Annotated in this window: 23 protein-coding genes and 1 tRNA gene; 14 read left to right on the top strand and 10 right to left on the bottom strand. The window is 63.1% G+C overall.

Features of this window, described 5'->3' with window-relative positions; genetic code table 11:
- Positions 1-44: 44 nt before the first annotated feature.
- The 4 genes from ARTHRO9V_RS00820 (at position 45) to ARTHRO9V_RS00835 (ending at position 2,785) form a co-directional block, all read left to right on the top strand.
- Positions 45-533, top strand: a complete 489-nt coding sequence (locus ARTHRO9V_RS00820; RefSeq protein ID WP_159824929.1) for a GNAT family N-acetyltransferase — start codon at positions 45-47, stop codon at positions 531-533.
- A gap of 134 nt (positions 534-667) precedes the next feature.
- Complete coding sequence (locus tag ARTHRO9V_RS00825; RefSeq protein WP_159824931.1) at positions 668-1,192, top strand: GrpB family protein; 525 nt, start codon at positions 668-670, stop codon at positions 1,190-1,192.
- A gap of 51 nt (positions 1,193-1,243) precedes the next feature.
- The gene (locus tag ARTHRO9V_RS00830) at positions 1,244-2,191 is read left to right on the top strand and encodes a pentapeptide repeat-containing protein (protein WP_159824933.1); all 948 of its coding nucleotides are present in this window, start codon (positions 1,244-1,246) and stop codon (positions 2,189-2,191) included.
- A 48-nt stretch (positions 2,192-2,239) separates the two neighbouring features.
- Entirely contained in the window at positions 2,240-2,785 is a 546-nt protein-coding gene (locus ARTHRO9V_RS00835; RefSeq protein ID WP_159824935.1) for a dihydrofolate reductase family protein, read from the top strand.
- Positions 2,786-2,835: 50 nt separating this feature from the next.
- On the opposite strand, the gene ARTHRO9V_RS00840 is transcribed toward ARTHRO9V_RS00835, so the two are convergent.
- From ARTHRO9V_RS00840 to ARTHRO9V_RS00870, 7 genes are all read right to left on the bottom strand, one after another.
- Positions 2,836-3,444 carry an ATP-dependent endonuclease gene (locus ARTHRO9V_RS00840; RefSeq protein WP_201298894.1) on the bottom strand — a complete coding sequence of 203 codons (609 nt, stop codon included), beginning with the start codon at positions 3,442-3,444 and terminating at the stop codon, positions 2,836-2,838.
- A 43-nt stretch (positions 3,445-3,487) separates the two neighbouring features.
- On the bottom strand, positions 3,488-6,460 hold the full coding sequence (locus tag ARTHRO9V_RS00845) for a DEAD/DEAH box helicase family protein (RefSeq protein ID WP_159824937.1): 2,973 nt from the start codon (positions 6,458-6,460) through the stop codon (positions 3,488-3,490).
- A complete protein-coding gene (locus tag ARTHRO9V_RS00850; protein WP_159824939.1) occupies positions 6,460-8,373 on the bottom strand; it encodes a site-specific DNA-methyltransferase in 1,914 nt (637 codons plus the stop codon). Before ARTHRO9V_RS00850 ends, ARTHRO9V_RS00845 begins: the two co-directional genes overlap by 1 nt.
- Before the next feature lie 53 nt (positions 8,374-8,426).
- Complete coding sequence (locus ARTHRO9V_RS00855) at positions 8,427-11,318, bottom strand: SNF2-related protein (protein ID WP_159824941.1); 2,892 nt, start codon at positions 11,316-11,318, stop codon at positions 8,427-8,429.
- 574 nt (positions 11,319-11,892) lie between these two features.
- Entirely contained in the window at positions 11,893-12,408 is a 516-nt protein-coding gene (locus ARTHRO9V_RS00860) for a DUF3846 domain-containing protein (RefSeq protein ID WP_159824943.1), read from the bottom strand.
- A 131-nt stretch (positions 12,409-12,539) separates the two neighbouring features.
- Positions 12,540-13,031, bottom strand: coding sequence for a DUF3846 domain-containing protein (locus ARTHRO9V_RS00865; RefSeq protein ID WP_159824945.1), 492 nt, complete (start codon positions 13,029-13,031; stop codon positions 12,540-12,542).
- Between the two features lie 146 nt (positions 13,032-13,177).
- Positions 13,178-13,495, bottom strand: coding sequence for a hypothetical protein (locus tag ARTHRO9V_RS00870; protein WP_159824947.1), 318 nt, complete (start codon positions 13,493-13,495; stop codon positions 13,178-13,180).
- Positions 13,496-13,747: 252 nt separating this feature from the next.
- Between ARTHRO9V_RS00870 and ARTHRO9V_RS00875 the strand changes: the two genes are divergently transcribed.
- The 3 genes from ARTHRO9V_RS00875 (at position 13,748) to ARTHRO9V_RS00885 (ending at position 17,319) form a co-directional block, all read left to right on the top strand.
- On the top strand, positions 13,748-15,661 hold the full coding sequence (locus ARTHRO9V_RS00875) for a hypothetical protein (protein WP_159824949.1): 1,914 nt from the start codon (positions 13,748-13,750) through the stop codon (positions 15,659-15,661).
- 41 nt (positions 15,662-15,702) lie between these two features.
- A complete protein-coding gene (locus ARTHRO9V_RS00880) occupies positions 15,703-16,443 on the top strand; it encodes a hypothetical protein (protein ID WP_159824951.1) in 741 nt (246 codons plus the stop codon).
- 63 nt (positions 16,444-16,506) lie between these two features.
- On the top strand, positions 16,507-17,319 hold the full coding sequence (locus ARTHRO9V_RS00885) for a GIY-YIG nuclease family protein (RefSeq protein WP_159824953.1): 813 nt from the start codon (positions 16,507-16,509) through the stop codon (positions 17,317-17,319).
- Positions 17,320-17,340: 21 nt separating this feature from the next.
- Here the strand turns inward: ARTHRO9V_RS00885 and ARTHRO9V_RS00890 are convergent, their stop codons facing one another.
- Positions 17,341-19,317 (bottom strand): ATP-binding protein, encoded by a 1,977-nt coding sequence (locus ARTHRO9V_RS00890; protein ID WP_159824955.1) that lies wholly within the window; start codon positions 19,315-19,317, stop codon positions 17,341-17,343.
- Between the two features lie 42 nt (positions 19,318-19,359).
- Positions 19,360-19,638 carry a hypothetical protein gene (locus tag ARTHRO9V_RS00895; RefSeq protein ID WP_159824957.1) on the bottom strand — a complete coding sequence of 93 codons (279 nt, stop codon included), beginning with the start codon at positions 19,636-19,638 and terminating at the stop codon, positions 19,360-19,362.
- Between the two features lie 46 nt (positions 19,639-19,684).
- Between ARTHRO9V_RS00895 and ARTHRO9V_RS00900 the strand changes: the two genes are divergently transcribed.
- The 5 genes from ARTHRO9V_RS00900 to ARTHRO9V_RS00920 all read left to right on the top strand — a co-directional run bounded on the left by ARTHRO9V_RS00900 (position 19,685) and on the right by ARTHRO9V_RS00920 (position 24,027).
- On the top strand, positions 19,685-20,401 hold the full coding sequence (locus ARTHRO9V_RS00900; RefSeq protein ID WP_159824959.1) for a hypothetical protein: 717 nt from the start codon (positions 19,685-19,687) through the stop codon (positions 20,399-20,401).
- 27 nt (positions 20,402-20,428) lie between these two features.
- Positions 20,429-20,977 (top strand): GIY-YIG nuclease family protein, encoded by a 549-nt coding sequence (locus ARTHRO9V_RS00905; protein ID WP_159824961.1) that lies wholly within the window; start codon positions 20,429-20,431, stop codon positions 20,975-20,977.
- Positions 20,978-21,037: 60 nt separating this feature from the next.
- Complete coding sequence (locus tag ARTHRO9V_RS15945) at positions 21,038-21,265, top strand: prepilin-type N-terminal cleavage/methylation domain-containing protein (protein ID WP_370516153.1); 228 nt, start codon at positions 21,038-21,040, stop codon at positions 21,263-21,265.
- Between the two features lie 356 nt (positions 21,266-21,621).
- On the top strand, positions 21,622-21,873 hold the full coding sequence (locus ARTHRO9V_RS00915) for a hypothetical protein (protein WP_159824965.1): 252 nt from the start codon (positions 21,622-21,624) through the stop codon (positions 21,871-21,873).
- A gap of 384 nt (positions 21,874-22,257) precedes the next feature.
- The gene (locus ARTHRO9V_RS00920; RefSeq protein WP_159824967.1) at positions 22,258-24,027 is read left to right on the top strand and encodes a recombinase family protein; all 1,770 of its coding nucleotides are present in this window, start codon (positions 22,258-22,260) and stop codon (positions 24,025-24,027) included.
- A gap of 4 nt (positions 24,028-24,031) precedes the next feature.
- On the opposite strand, the gene ARTHRO9V_RS00925 is transcribed toward ARTHRO9V_RS00920, so the two are convergent.
- Positions 24,032-24,108 (bottom strand) — tRNA-Pro (locus ARTHRO9V_RS00925).
- Between the two features lie 153 nt (positions 24,109-24,261).
- On the opposite strand from ARTHRO9V_RS00925, the gene ARTHRO9V_RS00930 reads away from it, so the two are divergent.
- Positions 24,262-25,191, top strand: coding sequence for an HNH endonuclease (locus ARTHRO9V_RS00930; protein WP_159824969.1), 930 nt, complete (start codon positions 24,262-24,264; stop codon positions 25,189-25,191).
- Between the two features lie 70 nt (positions 25,192-25,261).
- Positions 25,262-26,262 (top strand): ABC transporter ATP-binding protein (locus ARTHRO9V_RS00935; protein WP_159824971.1); only part of this gene is annotated, 1,001 nt, incomplete at its 3' end.

Consider the following 26,262-nt stretch of genomic DNA (forward strand, 5'->3'; position numbering starts at 1 on the left):
TCTGCCCACTCGATCCCGCCGAGCCACCCGGAAGAATGGCGTCCATGCCCCTCGTCCCCATCGACCCGGCCGATGCCGACGCCCGAGCCGACCTCCGCGCCTTCCTCGCCGCCGCCGACCTCACCCTCGCCGGTCTCGACTCCCCCACGCCGCGCCTCCGGCTCTGGGTCGACCAGGACGCCACCGGCACGGTCGTCGGCAGCACCGGCTACGAGCTGAGCGCCGACGGCCGGCACGCCCTGATCCGCAGCGTCGCCGTCGCTCCCTCCGCCCGCACGCGCGGCGCGGGCTCCCGTCTCGCCCGCCACGCCCTGGCCGACGCCGCCGCGTACGGAGCCCACCACGCCTGGCTCTTCTCCCGCCGCTCCGGACCGTTCTGGCAGAAGCTCGGCTTCACCCCCGCCGACCGCGACGCCCTCGCCGCGGCCCTCCCCGACACGCACCAGGTGCGGCTCTTCCGCGCCTCCGGCCAGCTCGCCCGCGAGGTCGCCTGGTCGCGCCCCCTCGCCGACCTCCGCCCGACGACCCCCTAGGAGGCGCGGGTCGGCCCACGCCCGCCCCACCGGTCATCGAGTGGTCCCGTATCGTCCTTCCCCCTAGCCCGAACGACGTTCCGGGACCACTCGACCCCGCCCCGCTGAGAGTGACACCCCGTACGATCGCCCCGATGGTCGATCTGCAGCCACACTCCCCCACCTGGGCCGACGACTACCGCCGTGAGGAAAAGCGTCTCGCGATCGCCCTCGGCACCCGGGTCGACGCCGTCGAGCACATCGGCAGCACGGCCGTCCCCGGCCTCCTCGCGAAGCCGATCATCGACGTCGCCGTCCGCACGTCTCCCGGCACCGACCCGTTCGCTTTGGCCGCCGACCTGGTCGACCTCGGCTACGAACGACACGCGGCGGGTCCGAAGACCCACGCGGTCTACGTCCGGTTGGACGGAACGTGCCGCACGCACATCCTCCACGTCTTCCGCCCCGACCAGTGGGACGCCTGCAACCAGCGACTGTTCCGCGACCGTCTGCTGCGCGACCCGGTCGCGCGACAGCGCTACGCGACCCTCAAGGAGGCGCTGGCCGGCCTCGACGACGGACGCGCCTACACAGCCGCCAAGACCGCACTCATCACCGACCTCGTCACCGACGAGCGAGCGGCTCGTGGTCTCCCTGCGGCCCCGGTGTGGGACAAGTGATCCACCCCTGTTCGATCGCCCCGGCCCGCTGCGCCCGTTAGCGTTGACGCGATGAGCACCCGCACACGGATCGAGTTGGGCCGCCGCGCCGACCTCGGAGCCGACTGCGCCAACTGCTTCGGCCTCTGCTGCGTCGCGCTGGCGTTCACGAAGAGCGCGGACTTCCCGTTCGACAAGCCGGCCGGCGATCCGTGCACGAACCTCGACGAGCACGACGGCTGCCGCATCCACCCGCAGCTGCGCGAGCGGGGGTTCAAGGGTTGCACGGTGTTCGACTGCTTCGGGGCGGGTCAGAAGGTCAGCTGGCAGATGTTCGCCGGGCGTTCGTGGCGGGACGACGCGGCGACCCGTGAGGCGATGTTCTCGACGTTCCCGCTCGTGCGACGGCTGCACGAGCTGCTCTGGTACCTCGACGAAGCGATCACGCTGGTCGAACGCGAACGCGAACGCGAACGCGAACGCGAACGCACGCACGACGGCGAGCACGCACCCGCCGGCGCCGAGCACGGTCGCACCCGGGCCGCCGCCCCCGACCCAACCCCCTGGCTCGCCGCCTTCGAGCACGTCCGCCACCTCACCGACGGCACCCCCGACGAGCTCGCCGCCCTCGACGTCGACGCCGAGTACGACGCGGTGCGCCCGCTGTTGGTGCAGGCGAGTGAGGTGGCACGAGCGTCGACACCCGCGCCTCCTCGGAAGAAGGGGAACGGGCCGGCCCTCGAGCCGGGCAGCGACCTGATGGGTGCCGCGCTGGCCGGGGCGGATCTGCGGGGTCGGACGCTCCGCGGCAGCATCGCCATCGCGGCGGACCTGCGCGGGGCTGACCTCGATCGCTGCGATCTGCTCGGTGTCGACCTGCGGGATGCCGACCTCGCCGGGGCCGACCTGTCGAGTGCGATCTACCTGACGCAGATGCAGGTGAACAGTGCCCGGGGTGATGCGGCGACGCGCCTGCCCGAGGGGTTCGCGCGGCCGACGCACTGGGCTGACGGGCGTTAGCACCCGCACCTCTGGTGGCGTGTTCGCCGTGGGGCTAGCCTCCCCGGCATGAGGACGCTCACGTACTCCATCAACGTCACGCTCGACGGCTGCATCGACCACCGTGAGGGCCGGCCGGACGCCGAGATCCACCAGCTCGCGACGGAGGCGCTGGCCCGGGCCGACGGTCTGCTGCTCGGCCGGGTCACCTACGAGCTGATGGAGCAGTCCTGGCGTCCGCCCGCCTCGGAGGCGTTCCCCGACTGGATGCAGCCCTTCGCCCGGACCATCCACGAGATCCCGAAGTACGTGGCGTCGACGACGCTCGAGAGCGTCAACTGGAACGCCGAACTGCTCGGAGGCGACCTGCGTGAGGCGGTGCGCGAACTGAAGAGCCGCCCTGGCGGCCCGCTCCGGCTCGGAGGTTCCGCCTTTGCCACCGACGTCGTCGGCTGGGGCCTGGTCGACGAGTACGAGTTCACCGTCTACCCCTGGGTCGCCGGCCACGGCCCCTACCTGCTCGCCGGTCTCCCCCACCCCCTCGACCTCACCCCGACCGCCCGCCACGACCTCGCCTCCGGCGCCGTCGCGACGACGTACCGGGCACACGCCTGAGCCTCGCTGCAATCACTTTGGGAGAAGCAGCCAACCAAAGGAGGCGCGGGTCATCCCGAGGAAGCACGTCGCCTTGCTAGGTTCGCGACATGTCCCGACAGTTGGCCGCCCCTGCGTTCCACGCGGATCAGACTGCACGAGCGTTCACGGCACCCCACATCGCCCCGATCAACGCCTTCGTAGACAGCATCCGAGATCGTGACGGACGCGGCTGGGTGCCCTACGTCCCGCCTCACCACGGTGGCATCGATGCGCGAGTCATCAGCATCTTGCGCTGCGATCGCTGCCGCACCATCACCTGATCGATCGACACCGTTCTCGTCTTCATCGATGAACTCGCTGGCGTTCTCGTCCCAGAGACGAAGGTGCTGATCACCAAACCGTCGTCGTTCTTCGGGGGTGAGCTGAGTGAGAACGACATCGATTCGGATCTCGATCGGAGCGGCGGCGGCGTTCAGGTAGCGGCCGAGGTAGAAGTCGTGCTCGTCAACTACCGGCCGGCGATAGAGGCGCTCCGGCCCAAGAACGAGGTCGAGGGCTTCACAGATCATCGACTTTCCGGCGTTGTTGCCACCAACGAGCAGAGTGTGAGTCTTGAAGTGGATCTCGCTGTCTTCGATGCCGCGGAAGTTTTGAATGCGCAGATGCCGGACTCTCATATCGCCGCCTTCCTGCGGGAGACGCTGGACGAAGCGGTCGCGATCACAGGTTCCAGCTCCCCGGAACTGAACGGGAGTAGTCGCCAACTCCGATCGCTGCGAAGTGCTGCTTTGCCGACTTGATCTTCGCAAGCTCGCTCGGCCGCAGCTTCGAGTCATCGAGCGTGCTCTTCGTCTCGCGAATCATGTATATTCGGTCCTCCCCGTCTTCCTGCTTGATGATGGCCCAGTCCGGGTTGTAGGGGCCGACAGGGGTGTCGATCCTGAACTTCGCTGGAAGCTTCATGAAGAGCTTGACGTCCTCGCGACCGTCGAGAAGTTCTGCGAATTGCCGCTCGACGTCGGAGTCGTACACGACGTAGTCGAAGTCCGTCTTCTGGGCGTTCTGCACCTTGTACATCTGATCCAGGAAGCGCTCCTTCTCATCGTCGCCGTCCTTCTGTAGCTCGCGGAGCTCGTACACGGAGCCTGAGATCTTCTCGTACTGCACGCCTTCCACCACAATCTTCGCGAGCTCGGCTTTGATGAGTCGCTTCGCCATAGCTATGTAGTCGTTCGGGTTGCCGACGAACTCAAGCAGGCGATCACTCCCGATGAGGATGTCGACAACGGTCTTCCGCGTCAGGGAAGTGGCCTCCTGCAGCTCCGCGATGATGTCCGGCAGGTCGTAGCTACCCTTCAGATCCGCGGAGCGACTGCCGAGCTCTTCGCCCTTCGCTCCCCCACGGAGAACCTTGACGCCAGCGCGCGTCACTTGAATCCTGAGCGGATCGATCTTGGGTGCTGCTTTGATCGCCTCAACGGTCTTCTGGACGATCTGGTCTCGATCAACGCTGACCCGGTACGTCGTGCGGCGACTGATTGCGTGCCAGAACTCCTCGAACTCAGGGGTCGTGTAGAGCTGCTTGTTAACCTTTCGCGGATGACGCTTACTCGCCGGCTTCACGTAGGTTCCGATGTGAGCGCGGGCAATGAGCGCTGTGATCTCTGGCTCGTAGTCAACGTAGATCTCGGGCAAGTTCAGGCTGAAGTCGATGATGTTCGGTTGGAACTTCGAAGTGACTTTGCCGTCCACGATGAACTTTTCGCGAGCGAGGTGCTCCCAGACCGAAGCCGATCGCTCATATCCAAACAGGTCATCGGTGAGGTTCCCGTCCGCTCCGATGAGAGGGATCTTCGAGAACTCGCTTCGGCGCACGGCTCCAATCTCGACGCCTGCCGACTTGTACTCGTTCTGGAGACTTTTCGCGAACGCCTGGTAGGACTCGTTCGCCACGACGGTGAGGGTTGCGATGCCGGGATCGGCGACACGAGCGAACCCATCTGATGTCTTGGTGACCGGGAGACGGAGCCCGCGTCCAATCGTCTGGCGTCGCTCGACTTCGGCGCCCATCTCACGAAGGGTACAAATCTGGAACACGTTCGGGTTGTCCCAACCCTCGCGGAGTGCAGAGTGGCTGAAAATGAAGCGCACGTCCTCGGCCTCGTCCAGTAGCCGTTCCTTTTCCTGCATGATCAACTCGTACGAGTCGTCATCAGCCTTGGTGGCACCGGTGGTGTCCTGGGCAACTTTCGACTTACCGCGCTTGACCTCGGAGAAGTAGGCGCGGCGAAGCGCTGCGGGATCCTGCGGGAGAAGCTCCTGGTAGCGAGCGAGCTTCGAGCGCTCCTCGACGAACACTTCGTCGAACCACTGCACGAAGTCGCCATTGGCAGTCTCATTGTCGGCGCCATCGCCCATGTAGCTGGCAACCTTGTCGACGAAGAACAAGCTCAGAACCTTGATGTCGCGAGGACGGAGCATCGCTTCCTTGCGAAGGTGCTCGCGGATCGTCTCGCGAATCATCTCCTTGTAGATCGAGCTTGACGAGCCCCCGATACTCTGCCCCTCCTCGAGGAAGCCATGAAGGGTGAGGTCGACAAATGCAGGCTCGATGCTCATCTCATTAATGCGCCACCCCTCGTAGATCGGGTTGTTGGTGACGCGCTCATCGGAGAGTTCTTGATGCTGCCGAACGCTCACGACGCGACGTTCGAGCGATCCGTCGGCCTTTCGGCAGGAGAGTTCCAGCTTTGCGGTCCACGTCGGTTCACGATGCACTTCCACGAGCTTGATGTACGGCGTCGCGTCCGCGCCCTGCTGTCGGACGTCTGCGACCACGATCTGCTTCACAAGACCGAGGTCATGCGCATCGACAGGGTCAAGTCGATACACGACATTGCGCTGCTTCTTGTGCGTGGCGCTAAATCGCAGAGTCGCGACCGGGTCAAGCTCACTGACCGCCGACTGCGAAAGGAGCGACTCCATGTTCTGCGGCTCATCCATGATCACGACGGGATGCGTGGCCTTCAGATAGTCGATCGGACGCAGCCCGTTCAGCTTGTCTTTCGCTTGGTGGATGATGCGCGTATTGGCGGTGCCGCGGATCGCATCGATCGTCATCACTAGGATCTGAATGTTCGTAGCGGTCGCAAACGACTGAACGTCCTCGGCGTTCTTGCCGCTGTAGACAGAGAAATCGAACGGCTGGCCAGGATAAAGATCGCCGAAGTGGCCGCGCATGAGCCGGATGCTCGTCGCCACTCCCTCACGGATCGCCACGCTCGGAACAAGGATCACGAACTTGGTGAAGTTGTAGTTCTTCGCGAGCTCAAACACGCTGCGGAGATAGACATAGGTCTTTCCCGTTCCGGTCTCCATCTCGACATCGAAGTCGAGCGCGTCATCGTAAAGCTTCGGAGCCACTTCCAAGCCGTTGCGGTCTTGAATACGCTGCAGGTTCGCGAACACCGTCTCACGTTCAAGCACGAGGTTGTTGCCGATAGCCCCGACTTCCTGCGTGAGATCTAGGTCGAGCGCCGCCTGCTCGGTGTCCTTCAGCGTGGCCTGACCGCGCAGAGTGAGAACAAGCTTGTCGGCATCCTTCGGCTGACCGTCGAACAGGTCGACGACCGAACTCACCGCATCGAGCTGGTACGGCTGACTGGGATCGAACTGAAAACTTGAACTACCCATTACGCCGCCCAGAGCTCCACGTTCTTGGACTTCGCAAGCTGCACCAGGTTCGTCTTGAGTTCGTCGTCCCCCTGGAAGGCATCCTCGAGGATGATCATCCGCGTCGGCTGCGTCGCGACGATGGCGCGAAGCTGATCGAGCGTCGGCTTCGTGTGCTCGTCAAGGTAGGCGAGAACGGCGACATCACCGTCAGCGTCATACACGGCGCGAAGTTCAACCCCTTCGACAACCGTCGTTGCGATTCTCTCTGTCAGCGAGTATCCCTGCTTGAGAAGGATCTCAACCAGCAGATCGTCTGCTGTTGCGTCGTCCGCACTACTACTCTCGCGAAGATCCAAGAGGTGCTGCTGGAGCGCGTCGCCATCGACTTCGCTCGTGACTCGCCACTTCGAGAAGTTCGTGTCTGCAAGCTTGTAGGCACGGAATCCTGTGTCCACCACAGTGTCGAGCTGAACCTGAGACGAGCGCTCTGCTTCGATCTGCTCACCTGCAACTATCACTCGCTTGCGAGATATGGCCGCGATGGTCTCGTAGCCTGCTCGACGTGCCACAGATCCGTCCGGCGTCGGTTCCGGAAGCTGAACCTGAATATAGCGTCGCGACCCACCGTCCTCAGCGTTCTGTTTCATCACTGCGTGTGCTGTTGTGCCCGAGCCTGCGAAGAAGTCGACGACGATCGAGTCGCGGTTCGATGCGATCTGAATAATTCGCTGAATCAACGCAAGGGGCTTAGGTGAGTCAAATACCTTCTCGCGGTCGAAGAGTTGACGCACTTCTCGGGTGCCCTTCTTGTTTCCTTCGAGATCGACCCACAGGTTGGATGGTCGCTTTTCCCGTCCTTCCAGGTAAAACTTCTGATACGGGTGCCACTCGAGTCCATTTCCTCGCTCCACCTTTTTCCACTCAATAAGGCCTTCCTCGACCATTTCAAGGTAACGATCCTTCCCGCAGATCCATCGGCTCTCATACCCGCCGGGACCAACTGGATAGATCGTGTTTCCCTCTGGGGACTCAACGCCGAAGTACATGCTCGGTCGATCCTCCCGACGATCCTCGCCACCAGTTCGGCGGAGCGATCGCGTCAGGTACTTTCCGCGCTCGTCACTCTCGTTGTATATGGCTGCATCAGACGCTCCAAACTCAAGGCCGCCAAGAACTGCGGCCCCCGAGCGCCGGTACACAAGCAGGTAGTCGACCATGTTGGTGAAGCCGTCGAAACCGCCGCCCGTCGGCGTGCCGGTGGCCCGAGTGATCTGTCCAACGAAGTTGTTCTCGCCAAATACGTCGTTGCCGAGCTTGTGCAAGTTGTGCAGCTCATGATCGTCAATCGAAATGAAGATGAGTCCGTCGTCCGCGAGCAAGTTTCGCGCCACTTTGAGTCGGGGGTACATCATATTGAGCCAGTTGGAGTGGTATCGCCCTTCCGTCTCGGCGTTACTCGTGACCTTCTTGCCAGCGTCGTTGACCTGATGAGTCCATTCGAGATATGTACCCAGCCCCTCCGTGTAGTTGTCTGGGTATACGAAGTCGCTTCCCGTGTTGTAGGGCGGGTCGATATATATCAGCTTGACCTTGTTGTGATAGTGCTTCTGCAGGATCTTCAGCACTTCAAGGTTGTCGCCTTCGATGAACACGTTGCGCGTTCTCTCCCAGTCCTTCGAGTTGTGGAAGTCGGGACGCAACGTTGCTGATGTAGGTTCTTGCGCCGCGCGAAGCGCACGCTTCTTCCCGGGCCAAAACAGCCCGAAGCGCTCGTTGCCCTCGGCGGCGTCCGTAGCGAGAAGCTCTTGGAGCTTGGCTACGTCGACTTTTCCATCGGCTATCGCCTCCGGCACCAACTCGGCCAACTGCGCGGCGAGCTCGGTCTGGAAATTAGGGGTAGTGGGTGGCGTGTCGTGGATGTAGTCGCTCATGTGTGAAATCTCTCTCATTACGTTTAGTTGATCGGTTGCTCTCGCAATCCGCGCTACGCGTCGATGCGCCAGCGGATGGAGAACAGGTGCTCTGTGGTCTGGGTTCCCTCTAAGGACTGCTCGATGAGGTCGAGGAACTTGTCTGCCTCATCGCGAAGCTTGCGGCGCGCGTCTCGGAACTGCTCATCGGCGTCCTCCGCTCGCTGTTCCCAACGGCGAGCCTCTTTCTTGAGGCGTAGCTGTTCCATCGGGTCATCTGCTTGTCGGGCACGACGCCGCGCGTCCTTCTCCTTGGCCCGATAATCGCGGATCGCCCCCTCATGCTCCGCTTTGCGGTCTTGCTGGTTCCGGTAGATCAGTTCTTCCTGCTGGTCGTAGAACCGCGAGTTGCGCCCCTGCACCTCGCGCTCCAGTTCGCGTCGGCGAGCATCGAGTACAGGATTCAGCCGCTCCGTTTCGACCTGCACTGATCCACCCACGGAGATGCACGCGAGGTCCAGGATGTCTGCCACGTGCTCATCATCGAGAGTTCCCCCGACATCGGTGCGGCCCGCGGCGAGGATGTACGACTCGGAAATGTCTTCATCGCGTGCCTTCATCGCGAAGGTGACCATGTCGACCACGAGCTCGCCGCTCTGCCCGATCAGGTCTCTGACTCCCGCGGTCACCCGGTCCGACTGACCGGCGCTGAACGTCAGCTCACGAGACGGTGTTTCCCTCGTCTTGGCTGCTTCGATGACGTGTTGTCCCAGCGGGCTGCCGTATCGATACTGATGCGCGTTCTCCAGCGGCTTGCTCTTGAAGTAGTAGCGACCCGACGGGGCTTCTTCGACGGGTGATCGGTGGAGCACGAAGCTGCGGCCATCACCCTCGAAAGTTGCCTGCCTCTGCAACTCGTGCTTGGTCACCGCGAGCAGCAGCCGCTCGAACTTGTTGAGCACGTCGCCGGACTGGGTGTCGTACGCCTTCAGTCGGTCTTGGACGTGCGGATCTAGGTTGTCGAACACTTTGGACTTCGCATTCGCCAACTCTCGAGAAATCTCGGGCGCGTACTGCGCTTCCAGGTCCGCGAACGCGCGGTCGATCTCCGCGTCGGTGCGGCTACGGGTGAGAATGCCGCTGATGATCTTTTCAAAGTCGAGACCGTCTTCGATGGCTCCGAGCACCTCGTCGCTTGCTCCGAAAACGTTTGAGAAGAGGTGGAACTTATTGGCAAGAAGTTCGAGGATCCGCTGTTCAGCGACGTTCCCCTTGTTGGAGAAGTTGACGACCACGACGTCGAACTTCTGACCAAAGCGGTGTGCTCGCCCGATGCGCTGCTCGACTCGCTGGGGATTCCAGGGGAGGTCGTAGTTCACCACCATCGAACAGAACTGGAGATTGATACCTTCTGCCGCCGCCTCAGTGGCGATCATGATCGTTCCCTCGGACCGGAAGTAATCCACGAGCGCCTTGCGTCTGTCCGCAGCGACGATGCCCGTGATGAGATCGCCTCCGCGATTCGCCTTGAGCCAAGCCTGGTAGATGGCGGTCTGCTCCGGCGCATCGTTCGAGCCGTTGAAGAGAACGATCCCGTCGCCTCGACCAGACTCGCGAAGCGTACGAGCGATGTACTCCTGCGTCTTTGTCGAATCCGTGAAGATGATTGCCTTCTCAGGTGCGCCAAGCTCGCGTAGACGGTCGAAACCGCGGGCGAGCGCCTCTCCGAGCTTCACCGCCTTCTGATTAACGGTGATCGAGCGCGCCAGAGCTGCGTACTCTCGCAGCTCCGCGACCTCAGCCCTCATGGCTTCGAGGAGCGCCGAATCCTCCTGCGTTGAGGTGGCGGGGCCGAAAGCGTCCCCGTCCGCTTCCAGTTCATCCGCCTGCTCGAGCTCATCGCTCGTCAAGTCTTGGTCTTCAAAGTCAGCTCTCACCAGAGCGCCGCGAGCATCGCGACGTTGGCCGGCGTCGGCCTCACGTGCCAGACGGCTTGCGATGTTTTCCAGTGTGCTTGCGACAGCGTAGGTCGAGGAGCCAAGGCGCTTCCGAATGATGAGCGCCGACAGATGCCGCTGCGCGCCGCCGAAAGCGAACAGCTCATCGCGTTGGAGGTAGTCATTCACGAGGTCATATAGGCGCACTTCGTCCGGACTCGGTGTGAACTCCACCGTGAGTGGGAGCCGCTTGGTGAAGTGGATGTATTTGTCAGCGTCGCGTCGAAGCGTCCGCTTCGAGATGGTGCCGACCCGCTCCGCGAGGTCGTCCCCCGTCTGGTCGCGGTCTTTGACATACCGCTCACGGAACGCATCGAGCGAATAGAAGTAGTCCGGATAGAAGACGGAGACGAGTCCGTACAGTTCCTCGAGCTTGTTCTGGAGCGGCGTAGCGGTCAGCAGCACGGTCTTGTGCGCGCCACGCACGATATGAGACATCGCCTCGGCAGCTTTAGCCTTGCCCGTCCAGAAGTTGCGAAGCCGGTGCGCCTCGTCTGCGACCACCAATTCCCAGGCTCGCAGAAGAGACTGCTCGTTCCGAAGAGCGAACTCATACGAGCAAATCAGCACCTCGCCGTTTCGACCGCCCGCACGAGCGAGCAAGCCATCTTTGGACTTGGGGTCAAGGATGCTGGCAGGGATGAGGAACTTCTCGGAGAGCTCCTGCTTCCACTGCTGCCGGAGGCTTGACGGCGTCACAATCAGAATGTTCCGCCGTCGCTCAGCCCAGTACTGCGAGATCACGATGCCCGCTTCGATCGTCTTCCCAAGGCCGACTTCATCGGCAAGGATCACGCCGGGCAGGTACGGGGTCTGCAACGCAAACAGCGCAGCGTCAATCTGGTGCGGCTTCGGCTCCACTTGGGCGTCAAAGAGCAGGCCGGCAAGTTTCCCGACATGGTCGTTCGCGTAGCTACGCTGCAACTCGTGCGCGAAGTACTTCGCTTGGTAGTCGCTAAGTTGGCTCACGCCGCGTGCTCCCCAGTGCCGACGACGCTGAGCCCTCGGTGGCCTGCGCCAATGCTCCCCATAGTTCTGCTGCCTATCTCCCCACGCCGCGCGTGGCCATTAGTCGTTACTCGTGCATTCCCCTCAGGTTATCGACTGCCCCATGTCGCCTTGGGTTTGCGGATTACGGCACGCCGAGAGCACAGCGCAATCGGTCTATCGCCAATACCCTATTTATAGCACGACCAGGGTTTTTCCTGAATGGCGAAGATGTCTCCAACCTGATTCGACGCGCCGCCACGCAAGGTGGCCACTGCAGGACACACCCATGTCGGAGGTCAGTGGAATCGTGTTTCCCATGCCGAACTGCCAGAAGGTCCGCTACCGCGATCGCATTGCGGCGCTGATGGCCATGGCCTCTACGCAGCGGAAGGATGGCTCTGGGCGTCCGAATATCGAGACGCGCGCGTACCGCTGCCCAGACTGTGGCGGCTGGCACCTGACGTCCAAGAGGTCTTGGCGAAGCAATCCAGGAACGTGAAGAACGGCGGCCACGAGCTGCGATAGAGAACGCTACTCAAGTGGCCGCCGCACATTAGTCAGTGGACGGTGGATCGACGGTTGGCGCCTCGAAGGGGGCGAGCCGGACATTCTTCACGTCGGCTGCGCGCTCGAGGAGCACCATGCCCCACACCATCGCTTCCCATACGTCGTCGTGCCCGACATCTCCCTGGCGCCAACGCGCGTCAGACTCCGTCAGATACTCGATACGCCTCTTCCGTCGCGATGCGCACAGCGCGATGACGGCGTCCGGTACATCGGTGCTTTCACCGCGTCGATCCGGCATCCCCACCAGCAGCGCGTCGCCTACAAGCATCGCCTTCTGCCGCGCCTGCGGGACGTGGAACCACCATAAGAACGTGGCACGCGGGTTGAGTGGCAACTGCCGGATCAATCCCTCCTCGTTGACGTAGATGGTCACGCCGAGCGACGGGACGTCCACAGGCTCAATCCAACCGCCGACGACGTCCTGGTAGTCATCGAGCCCGGCGAGCTCGCGCTGCTCGATCGGTGCATTATCGTCGACCGGCACCCATAGTCCTTTCACCATCTCTTCCTCCTTGATGCAAGCGGCCGGGAACCGGATGGTTCCGCTGGAAGCCGCAGAGCGCCAGCGAAGTGGGTGAGGGAAGCGCCGCCCGGGAGAGCGCAGATGCGCTCGATCCCGGACGGCAGCGTGGGTTACAACGGGCCTGGCACCTGCGGACGGACACGAAACTGCACACCGGGCCGTGCGGAGCGACTGAGCAGCAGGCACCAGACGGCAGCGTCGAACACATTGTCGAAGCGCGCGCGGGTTTCCTTCCACAGGCGGGTGTAGTGCCACTGCGCGTCGATGAAGAACTGCGTCGCTTCGAAGATGTCACGGACGAGCGTCGCCGGGACGTCGCCCTCGTTCTCGTCAGGGATTCCTGAGATCACGATGTCGCCGCAGAGCAGCGGGTGCTCCATGGGATCGGCGGAGTAAAGCCACCGGATTGCCATAGCCCGCGTGTTCGCCGGCGCATGATGCCGTTGGGCCTCTTCGTTGACATAGATCGTCGCGCCAACTCCAGGCACATCCACCAACTCCAGCCATCCGTCGACGACTTCCTGGAAGCTCCCGATGTCTGCCAGTTCCTGCATACGCGGCGGTTGCGCCGTGTCGTGCGGGATGACGATGCTCTTGACCATCCGTCCCACCTCCTTACTGTTGTCGCGGCCGAGAACTCTGTAGTTCTCTAGCAAGCCGCGGGGCAGTAACGAGGGCAGGTGAGTAGATGCGCCAGAGCGTCCGGGAGAGCACGAAAAGGTGCTCGATCCCGGACGCCCGGCGCTGATCAGGCCGAGGCCTGCTTGGCGCGCACCCCCTTGGGCGGCGCACCTCTGAAGATGGCCTCGATCGCGCTCTGCTTGGTCTTCGCCTCGCGCTCGATCTCGGCACGCACCGTCTCAGCGCGCTGGAGCACCATCGGGTCGGACTTGCTGGTCTCGACCCAGGCCTCCAGCGCCAGACGGATCTCTTCAGTGACGCTGCGATCGTTGAGCTGTGCAATCACTTCCAGCTGCGCACGCAGGCCGTCGGTGATCCGCACACTCAGCGGACGGATGGGGCCGAGCGCAGTGGCTGGCACCTCGAGCAGTTCGTTCCCACTCATCGGTGAGCCTCCTCATCGGATGCGGCCGACGAACCCCTGATGGGTTCCTCTTGGCGAAGCCGCGTCCCGGCGAGGAGGACTGCTGAGTATGACGACATCGTCTTGCGCGTCAATGCGCCGGTCGCTGTCGTTGAAAAAAGTACAACGCTCGAAGTCTTCTCATGACGCCCCGACTACTCCATAGTCGAGAGCAGACATGAAGAATCATTCACACTGCAGACGACGTCGATGGCTGCGCAAGAGGCCCCTCACATGATGATCGACTACAAGGTCTCCGACCATTGGTCAGAAGACACCCCGGCGTGGTTGAAGTCGCTCGTCTCCTCACTCGATCGCCGTCACGGCATGAGCAGCGTGTTGCCGCTCACGACCATCGTGAGCGAAATCGCCGAATGGGTGCAGCTTGCGAGTGGCGTTGATGCGTGGAAGACCGGCCCGAACCGTGCGTCGCTGCGTCTAGACCTGAACCAATCCATCGCGAGCGCTGGCCCCTCACTGCGTGCGCAGATCGCACCACAACTATCGGCTTTCGATAAGGCTCTATCGAGACTCATTGGCGGAGAGAAGGCAATCCTCGCGCAACCACCAGGTACACGCACAGCCCCCGCGTGGACGGGTCTGGCCACTACTGCTTCCGACTTGTTGGCGATGCTCGAGTCAGAGGGGGCGGTGCAAGCCACCTGGACTGACCTGGTCGCGGTGGCGCAAGACCGGGCGCTGGTTGCCCGGGAGTACCGGCCCATCGCGGAGCTCTTGTTCGATCAATTGCAACGGCGCGGGCACCACGCCGAGGGAATCTTCAACGGGCTCGTGTCGATCTTGGCGTTTGGACGCGACCCGGACGATATCCCGCTGAGCGAGAAGGACACCCCTCTCCCTGAGCGACTCGCGAAGGCGCTCGCATACGTCGGAACGCCGGCCACCCGGGAACCAATCGTTTTCTGGCTTGGCTACAAGGGAAGAATCCACCTGCACCTCGAGGCAGGCCATGTTTCGTTCTACCAGGCACAGTGGGCAGTCCCGAACGCTGCGCCCGGGCGCTTTGAGTTCGCCCACAAGCAAGAGCTCTGGGAGTTGGTCAAGGACGGCTATACGTTCCGCGTACCCGAACTCGCAAATGAGGAGGCCGACGTCGACACACTCGTCCGGGTCGACCTCGGGACGACGACTGCCTCCGGCGCTGTCGAGCGCGCGCTCGCGATCGTCGACGTCATCTTGAACGTCTCCATCCACCGCGTTGGTGGTGTCCGTCCGCAACTCGCTCAGTACGAAGTTCTTCGCTCTGGCCAACGCGCGGGCAGCGCACACTACGCGGTGCGGAACGAGACCGGTTTTCCCAACGACACGTACGGCGCGGGAATCACGTCGGAGGCTATCGAACGGCACGGACCGCACATCGCAGAAGCGTTGGCTCGCGAGGAACTGCCTAGGTTCCTTGCTGCCGCAATTGAAGTCCAGACCGCCGCGGATCATCCTTTCAGTCGGGATATGGCACTACGCAAGCCTTCGGACGCGGACATTAGTAGTGTCATTCCGCTCTCCGACCGTGTCGTCCAGCACGTCGCGGCACATGTAGCGATGACCCCGGACACCCTTTTCGCGCTACTTGGAGAACGCTGGGCACACGCGCGCTGGCTCACGGACCTCCAACGAGCCGCAGGGATGTGTCTCCTCGGCGGCGGCAGCCGCGACGACCTTCGCGACGAGCTGACGGGCGAGTGGCTCACCGAGCGCCCGAAGCAGCCCTACGTCTTGTTCTTGGCGGAACGCGCCGACGACTTCTTGTCACTCTGTCGAGTGGAGCACGAGCGTGCCTGGATCGCGCGGATGTTCGCGAGCATCAGCGATGCGGTCGGATACCGAGAGCTAATTGCTGAGTACACAACCGAAGGCGCGGTTCTCGACGCCCGTCGCCGACGCGTTCGCAATGCACTCGTGCACGGCAACCCGACAAGCTTCGCCATAGTGCAATCGGTCCTCGAGTACGCCGAGTTCCTGGGTGGTACGGCACTAAACCTGGCGCTGGAGTCGTTTGTCGACGGCACCGATCCTTCGGTCGCACTTGCGGAGCGATCGGACGAGTTCACGGCAATGCAGGCTGGCCAGGATGCGGCTAGCTACTGGCGCGAGAAGGTCGCCAAGGACGGCTGGCCGCTGCCTAAGTAGCAAGCAGCACCTATGTCTGACCTGCCTGGGAGTATCGGTCCATGACTGATCTTGCATACATGGTGCGTGAAGACTGGGCGCAGCACGGCACCGCGATGGTTCCGCAAAGCGCCATCATCCGGGACTGGCTCGGAGATCCTCCGTACCTCTTCGCCGTGACCGACGTCAAAAAATTCGATCACGACGATCGTGGCGCAGACGTCGAAGCAGCCGAATACATTGCGCCGAGCAAGGCAGATCGGATCGTGTTCAACATCAGCGAGCTCTCTCGCCTCGAGCGCGAGGACAAGGTCATCGACCAGGCCGTCGTAGTGCTGCACCCGTTCGAGCAGCGTGAGCTCGAAACGATCCGCCGTGCCGTCGAAGCAGAGTCGGTCGGAAAGGTTTTCGTTCTGATCTGGTCCCGCTATGACATGGTGCGGACATGGCTCGATGGCCTCGGAGCCGTCGATCTACACACCCACACGACCTGTCCCGCGAGCGACCCTCTCTTGCTCGCAGCCGCCGAAATGATCCAGAACGAGGACTACAACGGCCTGAGCTCAGGACGAGGCAAAGACGCCGTCGTGCAGCTGGTCCGAGCGTTCGCCGCAGAGGGGTATTTGGTAGAGCCGGAGCCGTGGCTGCGCGCGTACTTCGCGGTCGGCGGGAGCTTCCATCACGCCGAATCGATCCAGAAGTTGATCAAGGAAATGATGGCGGGTACCCGCCATCGTGTGAAGCCGCGCTACCGGGACAACATCGTCGAGATCATGCGAGAGCAGCTCGCTGCGAAGCAATAGGCCGCCACACCGCCAGACTGTAATTCTGGAGGGGGCCACGACCCCGCAGGAAAGGCACTATCCATGGCACTGACGCTTGGCCCACTGCTTCTCGACGCAGGCATCGACCCCGCGCAGGCCCTCGTAATCCGTCATGCGTTCGCGCAGGAAACCGCAGAGAGCGGCCTGACGGGCTTGCACGCTGACTCCACGCACGCGGAGATCTTCGAGTACACCCGTCGACAGTCCGCAGACACAAGGCGCTTTCCGGCTATCCCGCCGCAGCTCTGGGTGGTCTTCATCAAGGAAGGCGGCGACCAGGCACGCCTATGGTCCGTCGTGGAGAACCGTGGCGAGATCTCGAACACCGGCATCATCCGAACGTTCGACATCGCCGAGTCCGCTCACATGGAGGATCTACGGAACCGACTCGCGATCGGCTGGCGTTCACCTCGAACCTGGCGGATGAACGCAACCACCGCGGCGAGCTACCCCGTGGTCGGCATCGCGGACGCCGAGCCGATTCCGTTCCCCGGCTTCGATCGGCTCGTGCTCAGTCACGTCCAGCTGCAGGCTGTGATGCGCGAGCATCGCTACGGCTCATGGCGCACCGCGCTCTCGTCCGTCTTCGGGATCTACCTCATCACGGACACTCGGGACGGTGGTCACTACGTCGGCAAGGCCGATGGTGAAGAGAGTATCCGTCAGCGCTGGCGCGCGTACGCGACGAATGGGCACGGCGGCAACGTCGAGCTCCGCACCCTCGACCCGTCAAGCTTCCGCTTCTCGCTGCTCCGAGTCTTCGACCCGTCCACCCCAACGCGGGACATCGGCATCGCCGAGAGTCACTTCAAAGATGCGCTCGACAGCCGTCGCCACGGGCTGAACCGGAACTAGCGACCCGCTCGCGAAGGCGGCCTACTGCGCCTCTTCGTCGGTCTCGTCGGAAGCGAGCCCGTCCGGAATCATCTCCGCGTATTGCTCGCGGATGAAGGCCAATCCTTCGGCGAGTGACGGATCGAACTCGAGCGAATTTGTCACGAACTCCAAGCGACGCTTGTTCTCGTCGATGATGTCGCGCCAGCGGCGCACGTACGCGCGTACGGTCGGACGTCCTGGCTTCTTGTCGGGTTCAAACACCAATCCGAGTTCGCGGTCGGAGCCGATGATCGAGTTGTCCATGACCCCGTCGTAGTCCGTGACGACGAGTATGAACTCCCACACAGATCGGTCACTCGCGAACGCTGCGTTGTCGACAACGACGTTAATGTAGTCCTCGATCTGGTTCCGCTCGGTGCGGCCCGCGGTGATGTCAGGAGCCTTTAGCTCGACGACGAGATGGCGAATCCGATCGTGCTCCTTCGCCTTCACAGCGAGGTGAAGGTCGATGCGGCCAGTCTTGCCGTCCCAGCGCTTGACCGGCTCGACCTTGCCCGCGGGAAGCCCTTCGAGCTTGAGGTGCGTGCGCAGCATCTGCGTCAGCCCTCGCTCGCTATTCATGAAGTGATACTCCTCGCCGAAGATCCAGAGCTCGTGCTCCAGGAACTTGTGGAGGTGGTCACGTTCGCCGACCTTCTTCGAGTCCTCGGGATCGAACAACAGGTGCTCGAGCCCGGCGAGGAACTTTCTGCGGCTTGTGACCAGGTTGGCGCTTCGAATCACGCCGGCCAGCGACGTCTCGCTCAGCAACTTAGTGAGCGCCTTGCGGTCCTGCTCGCTAAGCGCGACGAACTCGCTGACGAGCACGGCGAGGTTCTCGGGGTCTGTCTTTAACGCATCACGCAGAAGATTGAGGGTGAGCTGCGCTCCGTCCTTGCGCTTGGGAATCTGTGGCACGAGGGCACTCGACACGATGTCGAAGACTGCGCGCTCCGCCTTGTCAGCCTCGGTCGTGGGCTCGGTCTCGTACGGGTAGATACCCTTCGATTTCCACTCGTCGATCTGATCCCGACGACGAGCGCGACGGCGCGAAGCGAAATGATCCTTCACCGCTGTGCGTGTGGCTCGCCACACGGCGCCTGCCGGGTCGGGAGCCATGTCGCCGAGTCCGAGGTCGGCGAGCGACTCAGTATCGAACCCAGGCCAAGTGACGTACGCCGAGTACGCAGCCTGAGCTTCGATCTCCGCTCCGGAGGCCTCGACGACAAACCGCTCAGCGTCCTCGCCGAAGTAGATCGCCCGGTGCTTTCCCGTGCGCCACTCGATGATGCGGATCGACACGACAGCATCGCCGTCGCTGTCGAGCACCGCAGTCACCGTCGTGTCGTCCAGCATCTCGTCGGCGGGGTCGAGCTTGGCGCCGTCGAAGATGACGGTGAGGGAGTCGTCGTTGAGCAGTACTGGCGCGAAGTGAGAAGTGAGCACGGTCAGCGTCGATTCGCTAATCAACGAATTCAAGCTTCGGTCCTGCTCATTAAGCGCCGTGACGATCGTGCCAGTTGCCCTCTCAGTCGACGGAGACGCTTCCCAGCTGAAGGGTTCCGCGCGCTCCTTCGCTCCCTCGATGACAACCCGCTCGCGCTCGCCAGCGATGTTGACGCTCTCGCTTGCCCACGTCACGCGCGAGCCGAGCGCGAAGGCGCGCAGTCGTCCCTCGCCGAGCTTGCCGTGGAGTCCGCGCTTGTCGTTCTTCGACCGTGCAGCGAGCGCCTTCCATGAGCCGCCGATGCGCCCGAAGGTCGCCTGAACTTCGTCCGAGGTGATGCCGTGTCCGTCGTCTTCGACCGTCACGCTCTCGATGGCGTCCATATACGAACGCGATAGCTGTACGCGCACCGTCTCTGCTTCTGCATCGATGGCGTTCCAGACGAGTTCAACGACGGCGCGTACAGGATCGCGTTCGCGCGCGAGACGCGTGACGAGGTCGCCGCCTGCAGATAATGGAAGGTCTCTCACCAGACTCACTGTAGGGCCCGCGTTCATCCCGAGCCGATCCGCTCAGTCCGGAAACGGTGGCTCGTCGCCCCGCATGCCGGACGCGCCGCGGTTGCCCGCACCGCTCCCACCACGATTGGCGGACACGGACGGGCTGGCAATTCGAGCGGAGTGCGTCGAGCGGTAGACGACCCGCTCCCCCACGATGGTGCCCGCGTAGCGACCCAACGGATCGAACACGTAGTCGCCCTTGATCTTGCCCACGTACGTTCCCGAGCGCGCAAACAACTTGTCACCGCTACGTCGAAGCGGTCGGCCATTCTTCGTGTAGAGGTCCGCCATGCCATCAGTGTGCACGGGGCCTCCGACATTGAAACGAGGGAGCCGCGTGGCGAAGCTGACCGAAGAGCAGAAGGCGGAGCGCGCCCAGAAGCGCCGCCTGACAAATGCGCTGAAGGAAGAAGCCCGGGCGCACCGCGAGGAAGCAAAGCGTCGCGAGTGGCGAGAGAAGGGGATGCACCTCACGCGGGAGCAGGCGGCAGCGGGCGAGCCGTGCCGCGGGTGCGGGTGCGGGTTACCTGTGATCGACAATCTTGGCGACTGGCCGGGCACGATGTACCTGACTGACGAGCAGCGCGTCATTTACGACGCAGACCAGCAGCGGTATGGGGACATACACCCGGACTGCAATTCGCATCGCTGGAGCATGGGCGGATCCTGCGCGACGCACTGCGGTTTCTGCTGCCCGCCCATTCCGATGTCTCCGGAACAGTACGACAGCATCCAGCGCATCCTCTCGGCAAGCGTGCGCCGCGAGGAAGAACTGGACATCTGGGAGCGCACGCTCACCTGCGGACACACGGTCGAGCAGAGCGTGCACCACACCAACCGAGAGCCGAGCTTCTCGACACAATGGTGCCCCGAATGTGAGCTGACGCGCGGCGTCGTGAGCTCAGAGAAGATCGTTGAGGCGGCAGCCCGGATGGCGGAAGCTAAGCGAAAGCAGGCAGACGAGGTCGCTCGTGCCGAGCGGGAAGTGCGCAAGGCCGATAAGGCTGCGGCCGAGGCGCGCAAGAGGCTCGCCGAGATCCAGGCTGAACGCTGAACGTGTCGAACTCTTAGGCTCTGACTCGTGACCATCCGCGCAGATCTCGTCGCCGAAGATTCCTTCCGTTCCGCCGGGTCTATCGACGCCGATGTGCCGCCCTTCCCCGGCGTATATGCGATCCGACTCCGCACCGAAGGAACTCTTCCCGAACCGTTCGACTCGCTACTTCAGGCACGCTCGTCGCGCCTCATCTACATCGGGAAGGCCACGTCGCTAGAGGGTCGAATGCTCCGGAACGAACTTCGCGGGCGGGGACACGGCACGTTCTTCCGAAGCATCGGGGCAGTGCTTGGGTATCGCCCGCTGGCCGGCTCGCTCGCGACGAAGGTGAACAAGTACAACTACAGCTTCGAGAGGCCGGACAGGGCAGCGATCGGGGACTGGATCAACGCCAACCTCGACGTGAGCTGGCGCGAGGTGCCTCTCGCTGACGTTCGAATTGCAGAGGCGGCACTCATCACCGAGCACAGGCCGCTTCTCAACCTCGACGGCAACCCGCTCGCGTTGGCTGAACTCGACGAGCTACGCGTCCTGTGTCGCAAGATTGCCTCGGGGCCAGCCCGCGCGTTGTAAAAACTACTGCGCGGACGGCCTTGCCAGGTTCGCGCTCATGCTTCATAGTCAACGTCAGTTATGGCGCGCAAGGCATCACGCACCACCTCCGAATCTGTACGCAGCTCCAGCCGAGCGCCATTCTTAGCGACGACCACACGAGGATTCACGATCGTCGAGTTGCTCATCGTGATCGTGGTTGTCGCGATCCTCGCGGCGATCACGGCAGTGGCTTACAACGGTATCCAGAACCGAGCCCGGGCTTCGGCGGCACAAGTCTCGCTGAAGCAAGCAGCTACCAAAATATAAGCTTATGCCGCGCAGAACGCAGACCGGTTGCCACCCGATGCGACCGCGGCGGGAATTATCGACACTGATCGAATCAAGCATGGGTATCTCGCTGACAAATCTGCGACTCCTCGGACTTGGTGCGTCTCCGCATCGGCCCAAGGCGTGATTTTCTCCATCACGAGTACTTCTCCAACTCCCGCGGCCGGAGGCTGCCCACTTTCGAATATTGCGTTCGATCCTGGTGGCGAAACCGACTCGAGCGGATGGGGCTATTGGTTCCCCAGCCTAGGAACAGGATCAGGCGCGACCACCACCCGCCAAACTGCCAACCCTCAGAGCGGCTCAGGATTTGTGCCTTCCTCACACTCCCCGACGTGAACGCCCTCACCGACAACCTCATGGAGAGCTTCCATGAGGCCTTCGCGGGCACCTACGCCCACGAGGAAGCCGCCCTTCGCGCCTTGAGTCCGCTCGCAGAGTGGGAGAGCGAGTTGGCCGACTGGTGCGTCGACAACGGCATCGAGCCGGAGGCCGTCACCTGGAATCTCACGCCGCTGATGGAGCGGCTACGCGGCATATACGACCTCGTCGAGAAGGAAGGTCGATTGCATGCGTTCGTCAAGTGAAGACGAGGCGAGTCCAGCTAAGCGGGGGCGAGGCCGTCCGCCACGAATCCGCCAGCTGCATGTCCAGCCCGTGGCCAGGCGCGCCATTGACATCCATTGACTCGTGAGGCTTCTGGTCGGGTTGGCGCTACTAGAAAGTGGCCGAGAGCCGCCCGCTCGGCCCGGTAGCGGCGGACGCCCATGACCGGTCCGCCAGCGCCCCAAAGCGCCCCACCTGCGCCCGTACACGGGCTCCCGTGGGCGCTCTCTGCCCGAGGTGAAAACTACAACGCCGGGCTGCCCCCGTTGGGCCCCCACAACTCTGCACCGAAGCACACGAAAGGACTGGACTTGTTCTACAAAGAGAGCGTTAATCCGGAGGACCTAACCGGAGAAACCGTGCCTATGAGCCCCATCGAAAGCCGCCAGACACTTCCCGCGCCGAGCCTCAACTCTATCGACGGCCTGGAGCATCTCTTCCGGGTTCCTGACGAATCGAACGACACCTCGCTGCGCTCAGCAGGTGAAGCAGTCTTGTACCTGCGCGTATCGACCAGCAGACAAATGAACACGGGGTCTGACGTTGACGAGGACGGCAACAGCATCGCGACGCAGCGTCAGTGGGCGAAGCAGAAGGCACGTGAGCTGAATGCCACCGTTGTGCGCGAGTTCGTTGACCCAGGGCAATCGGCTCAGACCATCGAGAAGCGACCTGAGTTCAAAGCACTACTGAAGTTCATCGATCAGAACCCCGATGTCCGCTACGTCGTGATCTACATGCGCTCTCGGGTGTTTCGCAACCACCTCGATGCCGCGATCACCAAGCGGTACTTGCGAGAAAAGAACATCACGCTCGTCTCCGCGAGGGAGAACTTCGGCGACGACTATATGGGTGACGCAATGGAGGCGATCACCGACGTCGTGAACGAACTCCAAGTGCGCATGAGCGGCGAAGACATCCGCATCAAGATGGCGCACAAGGTCGAGCGCGGGGGAAGCGTTGGTCGCGCCAAGCTCGGATACCTGAACGTCCGAAAGGATTTCGACGGGAGACTCGTCAATACGATCGACGTCGACCCCGTCCGATCCCCTTTGATCCAATGGGCGTTTGATGAGTACGCAAAGGATCAGGTATCCGTGTGGCAGCTCGCCAATCTGCTCGAGAAACAGGGATTGACCACTCGGCCATCCTCCAAGCGTCCCGCTCGACCGGTCTCCGTCAGCGCGCTGGCGAAGATTCTCCGCGATCCGTACTACACGGGCGCCATCCACTTCAAAGGGAAGCTCTACCAAGGTCGGCATTCACCGATCGTGCCGGTCGAGGTGTACCTCGCGGTGCAGGAGATCCTGGACCGCCGGAACCGCAAAGGCGACCGCGACCAGGTGCACTTCCACTATCTGAAGGGCGTGATCTACTGCGGACAATGTGCTGAAGCGGGCAGATCCAGCCGCCTGACCTATACCCAGAACAAGGGCAACGGCGGAACCTACGAGTACTACATGTGCTCCGCGAAGCAGCGCACAGGTTGCACGATCGGAATGCTGCGCCTCGAAGATGTCGAGAAGGCTGTCCTCAACGCGGTGCGTCGAGAACGCTTTGCTTCCTCAACCATGGCAGGAATCCGAGAAGAAGTGGCACGCGCCCTCGATAAGTTCCAGACCTCCGACCGAGAAGCGAGGAGCGCGCTCCGAGCACAACGAAAGGCCTTCGAAGACCAGGAAACTCGCCTCATCGATCTCGCCGCCGAAGGGCAGCTGCCGATCACCAAGATTCGTGAGCGCCTCGACATGATCACGCTCCAGAAGGCGGCAATCAACGAGAAGCTTTCCCGCACAGAAGAGCGGATGAAGTTCGGCGCAGAGCAAGTGCTCGCGTTTGTTGACCTCCTCGAACGCCCTGGAGAGCTCTACGAGCGCGTTCCCGAGACGATGAGACGCGACATGCTGATGGCCTTCTTCAGCAAGCTCCGGGTCTTCAACGAGAGCGATGGCATCGAGATCGAAAGCGACCGAACAGAGATCAACGCGACCCTGCACACCTGGCAGGCGCAGCAACGCCTTACAGAGGTCGACCACACCGTAGAGAAAAAGAAGAGAGCCTCCCGCATTTCTGCGGAAGGCTCTCTTACTTCGACCACCACTGGTCTCAACGAGTCCAATGGTTTGGGCAACTAAATTCTGGTCGGGCTGACAGGATTTGAACCTGCGACCCCTTGACCCCCAGTCAAGTGCGCTACCAAGCTGCGCCACAGCCCGAGAAAACCGTTGCTGAGCAACTGCCTTCTTGGTGTTGCCCCGACCGAGGCAACCCGACAAGCATAGCCGATCCAGCGACCTCCGAAGTCCACACGCAGGCGGCCCCTCGCACTGGGTACGTGACGATCCCCCAGGATCTCGAGTACATGAGTCATGATCTCTTTCGTGGGGATCTCGGACTGGACGCGTGGCGAGTACGAGCGACGCCTCACCCTCTGGAGCGAGCTCGCCCAAGCCGGCAACGCCGACGGCCTCACCCCGTCCGCCATCCGCGACCTCGGCCTCTACAAAGGCCAAGCCGGCATCTTCTTCGACGGCTCCGGCGACTGGACGAACGGCTCACCCGGCCGGGTCGCACTCACCCTGCAGCACACCGGCACCTCGTACGCCGACGACCTCAGCGATGAGCACCTCGACTACCACTACCCGTCGACGCAGCGGCACGCTTCGTCCGACCGCAACGAGATCGACTCCGTCAAGCGCGCACAGACCCTCGGCCTGCCGCTTTTCGTCGTGACCCCCAACGCTCTGCGGTCGGCGCTCAAGGACGTGCGCCTCGGCTACGTCGACACCTACGACGACGATGCCGCCCTTTTCTTCCTCTCCCTTGTCGAGTCCGTCCTGCCCCTCCCGTCTGACGACGAGCTGCCCGCTTCCGAGGAAGAAGTCGACTTGTTCGGCGGCCTCCCCGAGCAGACCCTCCGCCTCGTCCAGCAGCGCACCCAGCAGCGCCGCTTCAAGATCGACGTCTTGAACCGCTACGGCTCGACCTGCGCCCTGTGCGACATCGCCGTCCCACGGCTTATCCAGGGCGCGCACCTCATTCCCAAGAGCATCGGCGGCGCCGACGAAGCGCTCAACGGCCTGCCGCTGTGCCTCAATCACCACGTCGCCTTCGACGCATTCCTCCTGCGCCTCGAGCCGGACGGCAGCCGAATCACCTACGCGCCCGGCATCTCGAAAACCGACCTGCAGGTCACCCGCGACGATCTCCTCCACCTGCCCGCGGCGCCATCAGCCTCAGCCCTCCGCAAGTTCTACCGAACGGATGCCGCCCTGGCGGCCTTCTCCAGCTGGTCCTAGACCGAACGGAGTGTTTCGCCCCGTTACACCCGCCGCCCCGGCGGACCGCGCACGCACCTACCGTCGTGACATGCCCACCTCGACGACCCGCGCCTCCTCGGCTCTGCCGATCCGTCTGCGGGGCGTCGGGAGGCACTTCGGCGAGCGCCCCGTCCTCAGCGCCCTCGACCTCGACGTCACGGCCGGCGAGATCATCGCCATCGTCGGCCCCTCCGGCTGCGGCAAGTCGACCCTGCTGCGCCAGGTGGGTGGCCTCGACCAGCCCGACGCCGGCACCGTCGACATCGACGACTCCCCCACCCGGCCCACCGACCAACGCTGCGCCATCGCGTTCCAGGAGCCGCGCCTCCTGCCCTGGCGCACCCTCCGCCAGAACGTCGAACTCGGCCTGCCGAAGGCCCGCAGGCGCAGCGAACGCGCCGAGGCCGGCAAGGGCACCACCGGCAGCACACCGGACAAGGCCGCCGGCCGGGCCCGCATCACCGAACTGCTCGACCTCGTCGGGCTCGGCAGCTCGGCCGGCCTCCGCCCCCGCCAGGTGTCCGGAGGCATGGCCCAACGCACCTCCCTCGCCCGCGCCCTCGCCCGGGCCCCCAAGGTGCTGCTGCTCGACGAACCGTTCGGAGCCCTCGACGCCCTCACCCGCCTCCGCATGCACGACCTGCTGCTCGACATCCACCGCGCCGAGCCCACCACCGTCCTGCTCGTCACCCACGACGTCGACGAAGCCCTCTACCTCGCCGACCGCATCGTCGTCCTCTCCGACCTCTCGCAGCAGCCGCAGCCGCAGCAGCAGCCGCAGCTCGTCGGCGCCAAGGGCACGGCCAACACGGCCGCAGCCGCGCCCACCACAGGAGGCGCGGCGCACGCCGCCACCGCAGGAGGCGCCCCCAGCATCCAGCGCATCGTCACCGTGCCCGGCGACCGCCCCCGCGACCGCGACGACCCCGCGCTGGCCGAGTTGCGCCTCCAGCTGCTCGCCGACCTCGGCGTCCACCGCGTCCACGCGGGCAACTCGACCACCAGCACGCTGACCGCGACGGCCACCGCCGGACACCCCCGTACCGAGAC

Source organism: Frigoribacterium sp. 9N (assembly GCF_902506305.1).
GTDB lineage: Bacteria > Actinomycetota > Actinomycetes > Actinomycetales > Microbacteriaceae > Frigoribacterium.

What these genes read in the sequence shown, in the direction of transcription:
- ARTHRO9V_RS00820 (WP_159824929.1), top strand. Translation starts at nt 45, where the DNA reads ATGCCCCTCGTCCCCATCGACCCGGCCGATGCCGACGCCCGAGCCGAC.
- ARTHRO9V_RS00825 (WP_159824931.1), top strand. Translation starts at nt 668, where the DNA reads ATGGTCGATCTGCAGCCACACTCCCCCACCTGGGCCGACGACTACCGC.
- ARTHRO9V_RS00830 (WP_159824933.1), top strand. Translation starts at nt 1,244, where the DNA reads ATGAGCACCCGCACACGGATCGAGTTGGGCCGCCGCGCCGACCTCGGA.
- ARTHRO9V_RS00835 (WP_159824935.1), top strand. Translation starts at nt 2,240, where the DNA reads ATGAGGACGCTCACGTACTCCATCAACGTCACGCTCGACGGCTGCATC.
- ARTHRO9V_RS00840 (WP_201298894.1), bottom strand. Translation starts at nt 3,444, where the DNA reads ATGAGAGTCCGGCATCTGCGCATTCAAAACTTCCGCGGCATCGAAGAC.
- ARTHRO9V_RS00845 (WP_159824937.1), bottom strand. Translation starts at nt 6,460, where the DNA reads ATGGGTAGTTCAAGTTTTCAGTTCGATCCCAGTCAGCCGTACCAGCTC.
- ARTHRO9V_RS00850 (WP_159824939.1), bottom strand. Translation starts at nt 8,373, where the DNA reads ATGAGCGACTACATCCACGACACGCCACCCACTACCCCTAATTTCCAG.
- ARTHRO9V_RS00860 (WP_159824943.1), bottom strand. Translation starts at nt 12,408, where the DNA reads ATGGTGAAAGGACTATGGGTGCCGGTCGACGATAATGCACCGATCGAG.
- ARTHRO9V_RS00865 (WP_159824945.1), bottom strand. Translation starts at nt 13,031, where the DNA reads ATGGTCAAGAGCATCGTCATCCCGCACGACACGGCGCAACCGCCGCGT.
- ARTHRO9V_RS00870 (WP_159824947.1), bottom strand. Translation starts at nt 13,495, where the DNA reads ATGAGTGGGAACGAACTGCTCGAGGTGCCAGCCACTGCGCTCGGCCCC.
- ARTHRO9V_RS00875 (WP_159824949.1), top strand. Translation starts at nt 13,748, where the DNA reads ATGATGATCGACTACAAGGTCTCCGACCATTGGTCAGAAGACACCCCG.
- ARTHRO9V_RS00880 (WP_159824951.1), top strand. Translation starts at nt 15,703, where the DNA reads ATGACTGATCTTGCATACATGGTGCGTGAAGACTGGGCGCAGCACGGC.
- ARTHRO9V_RS00885 (WP_159824953.1), top strand. Translation starts at nt 16,507, where the DNA reads ATGGCACTGACGCTTGGCCCACTGCTTCTCGACGCAGGCATCGACCCC.
- ARTHRO9V_RS00895 (WP_159824957.1), bottom strand. Translation starts at nt 19,638, where the DNA reads ATGGCGGACCTCTACACGAAGAATGGCCGACCGCTTCGACGTAGCGGT.
- ARTHRO9V_RS15945 (WP_370516153.1), top strand. Translation starts at nt 21,038, where the DNA reads ATGGCGCGCAAGGCATCACGCACCACCTCCGAATCTGTACGCAGCTCC.
- ARTHRO9V_RS00920 (WP_159824967.1), top strand. Translation starts at nt 22,258, where the DNA reads ATGAGCCCCATCGAAAGCCGCCAGACACTTCCCGCGCCGAGCCTCAAC.
- ARTHRO9V_RS00930 (WP_159824969.1), top strand. Translation starts at nt 24,262, where the DNA reads ATGATCTCTTTCGTGGGGATCTCGGACTGGACGCGTGGCGAGTACGAG.